A 12,915-nucleotide genomic window follows, 5' to 3' on the forward strand; every position below is an offset into this window, starting at 1 on the left:
ATCTGCTGTACGCGCAAAGGCGTAGATGACACTGACCGGTTTTCGCAAAGCCTTAGGCAGTAGGCGCGAGGCAACGGGGAAATTTTCATAATGTTCGTACGCCATTTTCTGGCAAAAGGCGTAAGCTTGTGTAATTTTTAAAGAATCAGACATTTATAACGATCTTTGAATGGACTAAGCTAAAGAATAGCGCAGCCGAGCCGAGTTTAAAAATAACCGAGTTTATTTGGTGGTTGTTTTTCTGCACGTTATTATAGCGGGAGTAGGATTGATTGAGTAATTTGCCTAGGGTGCTGATTGTTGGCGGTGCCGGTTACATTGGGTCACATATGGTGAAGTATCTGGGTAAAAAGGGTGCAGTTATTACTGTGCTTGATAATCTCAGCACGGGACACCGAGACTTAGTGACTGCTGGTGAGTTTATCGAAGGTGATTTGGGTGATCAAGCGTTGTTAGATACTGTCTTTGCCAGTCGTGATATTGATGTGGTCATGCATTTTGCCGCCTCATCGTTGGTGGGCGAGTCAGTGATTGACCCGCTGAAATACTATACTAATAATGTATCGCGCACAGCCAACTTGCTGTCAGCGATGCAGCGCCATGAGATAAAGCATTTTATTTTTTCATCGACAGCCGCCGTTTATGGCGAGCCCGATGAGCTACCGATTACCGAGCAGACAACAACAAATCCAACTAACCCTTATGGTGCGACAAAGCTCGCTGTCGAGCGTATGTTGCGCGATTGTGATGCTGCTTTTGGCCTGAAATCCATATGTTTGCGTTATTTTAATGCCTGTGGCGCCGATGACTCAGCGACAATTGGTGAGCGCCACCAGCCAGAGACCCATTTGATACCATTGGTGTTACAGGTCGCCGCTGGCTTGCGTGAGCATATTAGTGTCTTTGGCAATGACTATGAAACTGAGGATGGCACCTGTCTAAGAGATTATGTTCATGTCAATGACCTAGCGCAGGCGCATTACCAGGCCATGATGAAGTTATTAGATGGTGGTGAGAGTAATCTCTATAACCTGGGTAATAGCACGGGTTTTTCGGTGCGTCAGGTGATAGACCAGGTAAGCTTGGTGACAGGCAAAAAAATAAACGTAGTAGACGCGCCGCGTCGTGTTGGTGATCCCGCTGTGTTAGTTGCTGACTCAACAAAAGCGCGACGAGAGTTGGCTTGGCAACCGCAATATGAGTCATTATCAATGATGATTGAAACCGCATGGTCTTGGCATCAGCGAGATTCCTCCTAGGGGTTGCTTGTAATTTAGATTACAGTATTTCTCTTTTGAACAGATTAGCAGACCCTCATACAAAGATTTTACTTTCGATGACGATATAGAGTGCAAGCATTAACATTAGATCGTAGACATTTTACAATAGGTTTTTTGCTTTGGGCGATGGCCATATTTTGGTCAGCATCACAGCCGGGCAGTGGGCAGCCACAGGTATTTGCAGGACTGGACAAAATCCAGCATTTTGTCGCCTATGGCGTATTAGCGTTGCTACTTGCTAAAGCAACTTATGACCGCTTCAGCTGGAATAGCATGGTTGTTATTGTGATGGTGGTGATTTTGCTTGGTGTTTGCGATGAATTGTATCAAGCAACGATTCCAAACCGCGATTCAAGTATTGGTGATGTGATTGCTGATGGTGCAGGCGCCGTTGCCGGGTTTTTAGTCGCCTGGATGTGGCAGGCCTATAACGATATAAAGGATAACAATATGAAGAGGAAACAACAGTGAGTCAATTATCGGGTGAAGGCAAGGTTGCATTAATTACTGGCGTGACCGGACAAGATGGTGCTTATTTAGCTGAATTTTTGCTCAGCAAAGGTTACGAGGTTCATGGTATCAAGCGCCGTGCATCATCGTTTAATACGGATCGTATTGATCACCTTTATAAAGATCCCCATGACACTGGGCGTAAGTTTATTTTACACTACGGTGATCTCACCGATGCGACAAACTTGATTCGTATTGTGCAAGAAGTACAGCCGGATGAGCTTTATAATCTCGCTGCACAAAGTCATGTTGGCGTATCATTTGAAACACCGGAATATACGGCAAATTCTGATGCGCTCGGCACCTTACGATTGCTTGAGGCAATCCGCATACTGGGTCTGGAAAAGAAAACCCGTTTTTATCAGGCGTCTACCAGTGAGATGTTTGGTAAGGTGCAGGAAATCCCGCAGACAGAGACCACCCCATTTTACCCGCGTAGTCCCTATGGTGCAGCCAAGGTTTATGGTTACTGGATCGTAGTGAATTACCGTGAATCCTACGGTATGTATGCTTGCAACGGCATTTTGTTCAACCACGAGTCACCTTTGCGTGGTGAGACCTTTGTCACGCGTAAAATTACACGAGCGGCTGCACGTATCAAACTGGGCCTGCAAGACAAACTGTATTTAGGTAACCTCGACTCATTGCGTGATTGGGGACATGCGCGTGACTATGTCAAGGCACAATGGTTGATGTTGCAACAAGAGGTTGCGGAAGACTTTGTTATTGCCACGGGAAAACAATGGTCAGTACGCCAATTTGTTGATGCCGCTTTTGCTGAAATCGATATTCAACTGGATTGGCAGGGCGAAGGGGTTGATGAACAAGGACGCAACAAAGCTAATGGTGAGGTATTGATTGAGGTTGACTCACGTTATTTTCGTCCTACCGAGGTTGAGACTTTATTGGGTGACCCATCAAAAGCCAAAGAAAAGCTTGGTTGGGAGCCAGAGTGTAGCCTGGAAGACATGGTCAGTGAAATGGTGCGTGGCGATTTGCGTGACGCAGAAAAAGATGAGCTTTGTAGGCGCGAAGGTTACAAAACCTTCAGTCACTTCGAATAACGCTGATGACATCATTATCTCATGACGCTGTTATTTATGTGGCTGGCCACCGTGGCTTAGTTGGCTCAGCAGTTGTTCGCAAGTTAACAGCCGAAGGCTTTAGCAATATTGTCAGTGCCACCAGTGCCGAGGTAGACCTACGTGATCCTCATGCCGTAAAAGCGTTTTATCAACAGCATAAACCGACTCATGTGGTTGTGGCTGCGGCCAAGGTCGGCGGCATTCACGCCAATGATGTCTATCCTGCACAATTTCTCTACGATAATCTTATGATCGAAGCTAACTTGATTCATGGCGCTTATGAATCAGGCGTCGAAAAATTACTTTTCCTGGGTAGTACGTGTATTTACCCAAAATTAGCTGAGCAGCCATTAAAAGAAGAATGTTTGCTAACCGGCCCCTTAGAGCCGACCAATGAATGGTATGCCATTGCCAAAATAGCCGGCGTAAAACTTTGTCAGGCCTATGCAAAACAATATGGCGCGTGTTTTATTTCTGCCATGCCGACTAATCTTTATGGCCCGGGAGATAATTTCGATCTCAATAATTCACATGTCTTACCTGCCTTGATGCGCAAGTTCCACGAAGCGAAAGAGAATAACGACCCTACGGTGACCGTTTGGGGGTCTGGCAAACCCAAACGCGAGTTTTTACATGTTGACGACTGTGCTGCGGCATGTGTTCATTTATTGCAAAACTACGACAACACAGATGAGTGGGTCAATATTGGTGTGGGTCATGACATCAGCATTGCTGATCTGGCAGCCTTGGTCAAAGAGGTGGTCGGCTATAAGGGCGAGATTATTTACGATAGCTCGAAACCCGATGGTACGCCGCGTAAGTTGGTCGATGTTGCGCGTATTAATAATACCGGTTGGTCAGCAAATATTGCCTTAAAAGAAGGTGTTACGGCGACCTATCAGTGGTATTTAGATAATTATTGATTTGTTTGTTCTGGCTGTTGGAGTTCTTTTTAAGACACATAGAGAGAATAGATGTAGTAAGTAATATTCTTAATGGTTTGAGTGAATTTGACAGTAGCTATTTTATATGTGGCAGTGCTAAGGGTAGATATATTTATATGAGCATAGAAACCATTGTTTTTGCGATTATTGGTGCAATATTTGTTTCTGCTGCTAGTTTTTTAATAGCTCGATGGCACTATCGTCAAATTATTAATCAACAAACCGAGCAAATTAATGATTATAAGGATAACGTAACAAACCTGAATGCCCAGTTAGGTTCGTCCAACAAAAAAATCTCTAGCTTGGAAAGGAATCTCCTCAGTAATGTGATCACATTAAAAGCAGAAGAGGAAAAAATCGAAGCATTAAAGGAGCAATTCGAAAAACAAAAAAATGAACTCAAGAATGAATTTAAAGTTGTTTCTGAAGAGATAATTAAAGAACGGCAAAAAGCATTAAATGACCAAAATAAAGAAGGTATAGGTGCATTACTTAAGCCGCTTCAAGAACAAATCATTAACTTCCAGAAACGAGTCAATGAAGTACATACTGAAACAATAAAAGGTAATACCAGCCTTGAAGTGGAAATTAAAAAAATCATGGATGTTGGTATCAAGATGAGAGATGAAGCCAGTAATCTCGCCTCAGCTCTTAAGGGCGGATCTCAACAACGCGGCGCATGGGGAGAAGCTCAATTAGAGCGCACGCTAGAAATGAGCGGATTGATTGAAGACGCACATTACGAAAAACAATCTTCGTTCAAAGACCAAGCAGGCAAACAAAAACAAACAGATTACCTTGTTAAATTGCCAGGCAATAAACATATCATTATTGATAGTAAAGTTTCTCTGCTTGCTTATGACAATGCCGTCTCATTAGAAACAGAAAAAGAACGAACCATGGCAATGGACGAACATGTGAAATCAATAAAAAAACATATTGACGATCTAGAAGCTAAAGATTATACCAACCTTATTGGTATGCATAGCCCTAGCTTTGTATTGATGTTTATGCCTATTGAGCCAGCTTATATCGAAGCACTTAAACATAATAAAGGGTTATTTGGGTACGGTTACGATAAAAGTATTGTGTTGGTATCTCATACTACTCTAATCCCTATTCTTCGTACCGTGGCAAATTTATGGATGCTAGATAAAAGTAATACAGAGGCGCGAGAAATCAGTGAGAAAGCAGGTGACATTTACAACTCTGTTTGCATAGTCGCAGAGAGGTTTCAAAAACTAGGTCAGACCTTAAACACTGCTAGCAAACATTACAATGACACTGTAACTGCGATTTCGGGTCAACAAGGTTTACAGGGAAAAGTAGAGCGTTTCACGCAATTCTCCAATAAGATCAGCAAGAATATGCCGCAGTTAGAGTCTCGTCACTTTGAATACGAAGTTTCTCGCTTAGATATCCAGAAACTACCTATAGAAATGGAGAATGAATTGGTTGAAGGGAAAGATAAAAACGATAGTGCTTGATCACTACCGTAGGTTATTTAATTGCAATTGTGAATCCAGTCCAATATCTCTTTGGCTGAATTAATAATACCGTCTGCACCCCATTCAGTGACGTTATCGTGCTCGCCGATATAGCCAAAGGCGGCAGCCAAAGTCATCATGCCTGCATTGTGGCCAGCTTCGATGTCACGCTTGGCATCACCAACATAGAGACAGCGCTGGGCTTGCACCCCTATTATTTTACAGGCATGCAATAACGGTGCAGGGTGGGGTTTACTGTGTGACACCGTGTCGCCACTGACGACACAGCTGGCGCGTTGATCAAGCGCTAATGCCTTAACTAATGGTGTCGTTAAATAGCCAGGCTTATTGGTCACGATACCCCAGGGGATGGCATTGTTTTCAAGTGTCGCCAGCAGTTCAGCCATGCCATCAAACAAGGTGGTATGTTGAGCAATATGCTGTTGATAATACTGTAATAAATAGGCTCGCGTTTTGGCATAATCAGTGTGCGTTTCATCAAAACCAAAACCCAGCTTGATTAAAGCCAGCCCACCTTGAGACACATGCGGACGAATGGTGCTAAAAGGCAGTGTATCTTTACCGGAATAACGCAGTGTTTGGTTGAGCGCCTGGGCAAGGTCTGGCGCGGTATCGGCCAGTGTGCCATCAAGGTCTAGCAATACCGCATCATAAGCTCGCGCGCTTTGATTTTTAGTCATTAATGGTGACAAGGGTGTTGTTGATTATTAATTGATTGGCTGCGCATGTGCCAGATAATTCACACTTAAATTATCAGTCAATTTAAATTGCTGAGTGAGTGGGTTGTAGCCCATACCCTTTAATGTTTTAAGCTCAATGTTTGCTTCACGACACCAGCGTGCTAATTCAGAGGGACGAATAAACCTATCATAACGATGGGTGCCTTTAGGCAGTAACTTTAATAGATATTCAGCGCCGATAATGGCTTGAATAAATGCTTTGGCATTACGGTTCAGGGTAGAAAAAAATAACTCACCATCGGGTTTCAGCATGGTTGCACAGGCCGCAATCAACGAGCTTGGCTCAGGCACATGTTCCAGTAGCTCCATGCAAGTGATAACATCAAATTCACCTTGGTGTTGTTCGGCAAACTGCTCAGCAGAAGCCTGCTGATAATCAACCGTCCAGCCGCTCTCAAGTAAATGCAGTTTGGCGACAGCAAGTGGCGATGCAGCCATATCAATACCCGTCACCTTGGCACCACAGCTAGCCATAGCCTCGCTCAATAAACCGCCACCACAACCGATATCAAGCACCTGTTTGCCGCTGAGTGCAATACGCTCTTCAATAAAACGTAGTCTGATCGGATTAAGCCGGTGCAAGGGTTTGCATTCCCCTTCAGGGTCCCACCAGCGTGCAGCGATGGCATCAAATTTATTCAATTCCTGGGGATCAACATTGGTTTGTGTGTTCATGAGGTAATTATAAGTGATATAGACGGGTTAATGTTTAGCGGTATTACTGCGTCACGAAGGTAGAGTTTCAACATCGTAGCGTAGGATAAAAGGAGGTAAAATTATACCGTCAGTTTTTGTTGCCAATACTGATTGCGATGTTGTATTGCATTGATATCGATATGGTGCAACTTACGTTGCTTGAGAAGACGACGGCCATTAACCCAGACATCGCTAACTTGGTGGCGACCTGCACAGTAGACCAGATGTGATATCGGGTTGAAGATGGGTTGTGTTTCAATATCACTCAGGTCTACAGCAGTTATGTCGGCGTATTTACCTGCACTTAGTGAGCCTATTCTGCTATCGAGACCTAAGGCCTTGGCACCGCCCATGGTGGCGCAGTAGAGTGCTTGTGCTGCGGGTAGTACACTGGCATCACTGGCAACACCTTTGGCAAGTAGGGCGGCAGTACGCATTTCACTAAACATATCCAAGTCGTTATTACTGGCAGTGCTATCAGTACCAAGCGCGATATTGGCGCCTGCGTCAATTAGGCGTGCAACAGGACAAAAACCACTGGCGAGCTTTAGATTAGATTCGGGGCAGTGAATGATATGCACACCTTGTTCCGCGCACAGGATAATTTCATCGTCGTTGAGTTGGGTCATATGAACGGCTAATAAGCGTGGCGTGAGCAGGCCAAGTTCATGCAAGCGTTGCAGAGGGCGCTGGCCATGATTGCTAATGGCTTGCGTGACTTCGGCCGCTGTTTCGTGGATGTGCATATGGATAGGAATATCCATTTCATCGGCAAGCGTGCGTATTTTGCTTAGCGACTCGTCAGAGACGGTATAGGGTGCGTGCGGTGCAAAAGCGCTGCTGATGAGTGGCTCGTTTTTGAATCTATCGTGTACGGCAATGCCTTTGCTCAGGTACTCGTCGGCATTTTGTGCCCATACGGTGGGCATATCCATCATGATTAGGCCGATACTGCATCGTATGCCGGTACTGATAGCTGCCTGTGCGGTGATACCGGGAAAGAAATACATATCGTTAAAACAGGTAGTGCCACCACGTAGCATTTCAACAATGGCGAGCATGCTGCCATCGTGAATAAAGTTTTTATCGACCCATTTTTGTTCGGCTGGCCAGATATGCTCGTTAAGCCAGGTCATGAGTGGCAGGTCGTCGGCCATGCCACGAAATAGATTCATAGCAGCATGGGTATGGGTATTGATAAGGCCAGGGATCAACGCATGATGCTTGAGTTCAACAACATTATTGGACTGAAATTGTTGTTTAGCCTTATCGCTTGAAAGAATGGAGAGAATACGTCCGTTATCAATGATGACTGCATGATGATCAAGGCTTTGATCGTTGGTTTGCTGAATATTTGACTCAACCGGGATGACCCAGCGTGCGTGAATAATAGAGCTGACCTGTTGCATATTGCTGCCACTTTGTGTGTGGTCGCAGTATAGCGGTTTAAACCATGTTAGTTGAGAGCCTTGGCTTTAGTCAGCCCCATTGTTGGTTTGGTAGACCGTTTTTTAAATTGACGGTGAGCCTGGCACTGAATTAATGAGTGTGATACTGACGCGGCGATTTAATTGGCGACCGCTTTCGGTCCAGTTTTCATCGCGCGGTTGTGAGCGACCAAAGCTGTGGGTACGAATAACGTGTTCAACGATACCTTGTTCTTTTAGATAGTTGGCAACGCTGCTGGCGCGAGCATGTGAGAGTTGACGGTTTTGGCTGTCATCACCGTTGTCATCGGCGTGAGCGGTGACCAGGACGCTTTTTTGTGCGCCACCATTATGTTGAATGCGAGCAATGGCTTTGTCGATAGCGTGGGTCTGTTCGCTTGATAGTTCGACCTGCTCACCAGCGAAGGCGATATTGGTAAGATGAACAAAGGCGATGGTGGCAGAACCATTGCCATGTTCATCATCGTTATATATTCTGTTGTTGCCAGCGATATCACGGATGTTTGACGAATTGAGAGTGGGCGCTACCGGCTCATCAACGCTGGCTTCGATGATGGGCGCTGACGTTTGTTGATTGCTTATGGGCGTGCTGATGGCCGCTTTGAGCAAGCTATTTACTGGCTTGGCAAAGGTGGCTGTTGTGAGCACAGTGCAAAGAATGGTGGCGATAATGGCTACAATTTTGGACATAATTTTAGTCTTGCCTGTTCGGTTCAATAATTCGGTCTTTATAGATTTAGGACATTACTCTTTTACTATCGGTCAAATTGCAACGTTCTACAGTCTTGTTTTGAGTAATCCTAGCGCGCCCAGAGTTAATTTTCGGTGAAGGAGTTGGCAGCTTGTGCTAGAATTATGGGGTTAAGACGCGGCCTTCTAGAAACCGTGGACTCTTATTTTCTCTAACGTTTAGATTGATCGAAATGTTGCAATACTTCTATTGCAATGGTGAAGTATTTTTTAATAAATTTAATAGGTTACCGTACATTCATGACTGAGTTTGCTAAAGAAGTTCTCCCCATTAATATCGAAGAGGAGATGAAGCAATCGTACATGGAGTACGCCATGAGCGTGATTGTTGGGCGTGCCTTGCCCGATGTCCGTGATGGCCTTAAGCCTGTTCACCGCCGTGTGCTCTATGCCATGCATGAGCAGGGCAACGATTACAACAAAGCGCACAAAAAATCAGCCCGTGTTGTCGGTGACGTCATGGGTAAGTATCACCCGCATGGTGATTCGTCGATTTACGACACCATTGTGCGCATGGCGCAGCCGTTCTCATTACGTTACATGTTGGTAGATGGTCAGGGTAACTTTGGTTCGGTCGATGGCGATTCGGCTGCTGCCATGCGTTACACCGAAGTGCGTATGAAGCGCATTGCTCACGAGCTGCTTGCTGATCTTGATAAAGAGACAGTTGATTTTGCGCTTAACTACGATGAATCTGAGAGCGAGCCGGTTGTCTTGCCAGCGCGTTTCCCCAATTTGTTGGTCAATGGCTCATCAGGCATCGCGGTGGGCTTAGCGACCAATATTCCGGCGCATAATTTACGTGAAGTGATTAATGCCTGTATTGCTTTGATTGCAGATGCAGATATTGATATTGAAGGTTTAATGCAGCATATGCTCGGCCCTGACTTTCCGACGGCGGGCATTATTAACGGCGCGCGTGGCATTTACGAGGCCTATCACACCGGCCGTGGCCGCATCTATGTGCGCGCGCGTGCCGAGGTGCAAGAAGAAAGTAACGGTAAAGAGCGCATTATCATTACCGAGCTGCCTTATCAGGTGAACAAGGCCGTGTTACAGCAAAAAATCGCTGGCCTGGTGAAAGAGAAAAAAATCGAAGGCATTACCGAAATTCGCGACGAGTCAGATAAAGACGGTATGCGTGTGGTCATTGAGCTGCGTCGTGGTGAGTCAGGCGATGTGGTGCTGAATAACCTCTACCAACAGACGCAATTGCAGAACGTCTTCGGCATTAATATGGTGGCGCTGGTCGATGGCAGCCCACGCCTGCTTAATCTTAAGCAAATTCTCGAGTGTTTTATTCGTCACCGTCGTGAAGTGGTAACACGTCGTACCGTCTACGAATTACGCAAGGCACGTGAGCGTGCGCACATTCTGGAAGGCCTGGGCATTGCCATTGCCAATCTTGATGAGGTGATTGCTTTAATCAAAGGTTCTGCCAGCCCGGCGGAGGCCAAACAAGGTTTAATGAAGCGAACCTGGAGTGCTGCTGATCTTACTGGCATGTTGCAAGAGGCAGTTTCTGCGGCTTATACAAGGCCTGATGATTTGGCCGATGGTTTGGGCTTGGTCGATGGTGGCTACCGCTTGTCAGCAGCGCAGGCACAGGCGATATTAGATCTCCGCCTGCATCGCTTGACCGGCCTTGAGCAAGATAAAATAGCAAGCGAATACAAAGAGTTAATTGTTAAAATTAAAGCACTTTTGATTATTCTTGCAAATCCAGAGCGTTTGATGGAAGTGATTCGTGAAGAACTGCTGGCGATTCGTGATCAATACGGTGATGAGCGCCGTACTGAGATTGTGACAACGCATGAAGACCTCAGCATTGGTGATTTAATCACTGAAGAAGATGTCGTGGTGACATTGTCGCACAGTGGCTATGTCAAGGCGCAGCCAGTTAGTACATATACCACGCAACGTCGTGGTGGCCGCGGCAAAGCGGCAGCGTCGGTTAAAAATGAAGATTTTATCGATAAGTTATTTGTTGCCAGCACACACGATACGATTTTGTGTTTTTCCAGTTTTGGCAAAGTCTATTGGAAGAAGGTGTACCAGTTACCACAAGCCAGCAGAACAGCGCGCGGCCGACCTATCATTAATCTGTTGCCGTTAGCTGAGGATGAGCGCATCACTGCAGTGTTGCCTGTGCGCGAATATGACGCAGACCACTATATTTTTATGGCGACAGAACAAGGCGTGGTTAAAAAGACACCGCTGACTGATTTTTCACGACCACGTGCCAACGGTATTATCGCTTTGCGTTTAAATGACGGCGATCATTTGATTGGTGCTGACATTACTAGTGGCGTCAGTGATGTCATGCTAACCGCCAGTGGTGGTCGTGCCATTCGTTTTAATGAGGCTAATGTACGGCCGATGGGGCGTACCGCTCGTGGTGTGCGAGGTATTCGTATGCAGCCAGGCGAGCGCATGATCTCACAAATTATTGTCACTGAAGAGGGGCAGGTATTAACAGTAACCGAGAACGGTTACGGCAAGCGTACCGATGTTAGCGAATATTCACCACAAGGTCGTGGCGGGCGGGGCGTGATCTCGATTCGCACCTCTGAGCGTAACGGTAGCGTTGTTGGCGCTATATTGGTGACAGATGCCGATGAGATCATGCTCATCAGTAACGGTGGCACCTTGGTGCGTACTGCGGTCGATCAAATCTCTGTCTTGGGTCGTAATACGCAAGGCGTTCGTCTTATCCGTGTTGCTGAAGGCGAGCAATTGATTGGGCTTGAGAAAGTTGAAAGCTTAAACGATGAAGGCGACGAAGGGCATGATGATGGCGGTGACGAAGCTGTCGATGCAGACAATGACGAAGGCAATTAAAAATAGAATTAACATTTAATTTCAATTAGTTATCACTTAAATATATAGTATTATGGAGATTTAGAATGTCGCGTGTCTACAATTTTGGCGCTGGTCCGGCCACCTTGCCGCAAGAGGTGTTGCAGCAGGTTGAGTCTGAACTATTAGATTGGCGTGGCACGGGCATGTCGGTGATGGAGGTTAGTCATCGCAGCAAGGAGTTTGTCGCTTTGGCTGAGGAGGCGATAGCTGACCTGCGTCAGTTGATGCAGATCCCTGACGACTACGAAATACTATTTCTTCAAGGTGGCGCGACAACGCAATTTGCTGCGGTACCGTTCAATCTTTTAGGTGATAAGCGCAAAGCCGATTATATCAATACCGGTATGTGGTCAAAAAAAGCCATTGCTGAAGGCAAATGCTACTGTGATGTCAATGTTGCAGCGACAGGTGAAGCGGGTGATTTTACCTCTATTCCGGATGTTGACAGTTGGCATCTTGATAGCGATGCAGCCTATGTACATTACACGCCGAACGAAACCATTGGTGGTGTTGAGTTCCACGATATTCCAGACACCGGTTCAGTGCCTTTGGTTGCTGATATGTCATCGACGATTTTATCGAAAGAAATTGATGTGTCACGTTTTGGTGTGATTTACGCCGGTGCCCAGAAGAATATAGGTCCTGCCGGTTTAACGCTGGTTATTGTACGTAAAGACTTGATTGGTAAAGAAAATACTATGACGCCCTCAATGTTGCGTTATCAAGTGCAAGCGGCGGCAGGCTCCATGTCGAATACACCGCCGACCTTTGCCTGGTATATGGCGGGTTTGGTATTTAAATCATTACTTAAACGTGGTGGCCTTGCAGCCGTTGGTGAAGTCAATAAGCGTAAGGCGCAAAAACTTTATGCTGCGATTGACGACAGTGACTTCTATGCTAACCCGGTAAAGGTGGAAAATCGCTCTTTAATGAACGTGCCATTTACGTTGGCAGATGCGGATAAGGATGCTGCTTTTCTTAAGGAAGCGGCAGCGGCGGGTTTGGTAGCATTAAAAGGCCATCGTTCAGTCGGTGGCATGAGAGCAAGTATTTATAACGCGATGCCCGAGGAGGGCGTTGACGCCTTGGTCA

General features: G+C 45.9%; 12 protein-coding genes. 7 read left to right on the plus strand and 5 right to left on the minus strand.

What is annotated here, in order from left to right:
* A partial coding sequence (locus JKY90_04595) for a squalene/phytoene synthase family protein (protein MBL4851544.1) occupies nt 1-153 on the minus strand: 153 nt, incomplete at its 3' end.
* A gap of 128 nt (nt 154-281) precedes the next feature.
* Between JKY90_04595 and galE the strand changes: the two genes are divergently transcribed.
* The 5 genes from galE (at nt 282) to rmuC (ending at nt 5,306) form a co-directional block, all read left to right on the plus strand.
* Nucleotides 282-1,259, plus strand: a complete 978-nt coding sequence (gene galE, locus JKY90_04600; GenBank protein ID MBL4851545.1) for a UDP-glucose 4-epimerase GalE — start codon at nt 282-284, stop codon at nt 1,257-1,259.
* 147 nt (nt 1,260-1,406) lie between these two features.
* On the plus strand, nt 1,407-1,751 hold the full coding sequence (locus JKY90_04605; protein ID MBL4851546.1) for a VanZ family protein: 345 nt from the start codon (nt 1,407-1,409) through the stop codon (nt 1,749-1,751).
* Nucleotides 1,748-2,854: a GDP-mannose 4,6-dehydratase gene (gmd, locus tag JKY90_04610; GenBank protein MBL4851547.1), complete on the plus strand. Its 1,107-nt coding sequence runs from the start codon at nt 1,748-1,750 to the stop codon at nt 2,852-2,854. Before JKY90_04605 ends, gmd begins: the two co-directional genes overlap by 4 nt.
* 5 nt (nt 2,855-2,859) lie before the next feature.
* Complete coding sequence (locus JKY90_04615; GenBank protein ID MBL4851548.1) at nt 2,860-3,798, plus strand: GDP-L-fucose synthase; 939 nt, start codon at nt 2,860-2,862, stop codon at nt 3,796-3,798.
* A 137-nt stretch (nt 3,799-3,935) separates the two neighbouring features.
* Nucleotides 3,936-5,306 carry a DNA recombination protein RmuC gene (gene rmuC, locus JKY90_04620; GenBank protein ID MBL4851549.1) on the plus strand — a complete coding sequence of 457 codons (1,371 nt, stop codon included), beginning with the start codon at nt 3,936-3,938 and terminating at the stop codon, nt 5,304-5,306.
* A gap of 17 nt (nt 5,307-5,323) precedes the next feature.
* Here the strand turns inward: rmuC and JKY90_04625 are convergent, their stop codons facing one another.
* From JKY90_04625 to JKY90_04640, 4 genes are all read right to left on the minus strand, one after another.
* Nucleotides 5,324-6,007 (minus strand): HAD-IA family hydrolase, encoded by a 684-nt coding sequence (locus JKY90_04625; protein MBL4851550.1) that lies wholly within the window; start codon nt 6,005-6,007, stop codon nt 5,324-5,326.
* A 27-nt stretch (nt 6,008-6,034) separates the two neighbouring features.
* Entirely contained in the window at nt 6,035-6,742 is a 708-nt protein-coding gene (gene ubiG / locus JKY90_04630) for a bifunctional 2-polyprenyl-6-hydroxyphenol methylase/3-demethylubiquinol 3-O-methyltransferase UbiG (GenBank protein ID MBL4851551.1), read from the minus strand.
* A gap of 101 nt (nt 6,743-6,843) precedes the next feature.
* The gene (locus JKY90_04635) at nt 6,844-8,172 is read right to left on the minus strand and encodes a TRZ/ATZ family hydrolase (protein MBL4851552.1); all 1,329 of its coding nucleotides are present in this window, start codon (nt 8,170-8,172) and stop codon (nt 6,844-6,846) included.
* Nucleotides 8,173-8,274: 102 nt separating this feature from the next.
* On the minus strand, nt 8,275-8,901 hold the full coding sequence (locus tag JKY90_04640) for an OmpA family protein (protein ID MBL4851553.1): 627 nt from the start codon (nt 8,899-8,901) through the stop codon (nt 8,275-8,277).
* A gap of 300 nt (nt 8,902-9,201) precedes the next feature.
* Here JKY90_04640 and gyrA point away from each other — a divergent pair, with 300 nt between their 5' ends.
* Both gyrA and serC read left to right on the plus strand, forming a co-directional pair.
* Nucleotides 9,202-11,802, plus strand: a complete 2,601-nt coding sequence (gyrA, locus tag JKY90_04645) for a DNA gyrase subunit A (protein ID MBL4851554.1) — start codon at nt 9,202-9,204, stop codon at nt 11,800-11,802.
* Nucleotides 11,803-11,867: 65 nt separating this feature from the next.
* A partial coding sequence (gene serC, locus JKY90_04650) for a 3-phosphoserine/phosphohydroxythreonine transaminase (protein ID MBL4851555.1) occupies nt 11,868-12,915 on the plus strand: 1,048 nt, incomplete at its 3' end.

The sequence above is a fragment of the Gammaproteobacteria bacterium genome (assembly GCA_016765075.1).
In the GTDB taxonomy this organism is placed as follows: domain Bacteria; phylum Pseudomonadota; class Gammaproteobacteria.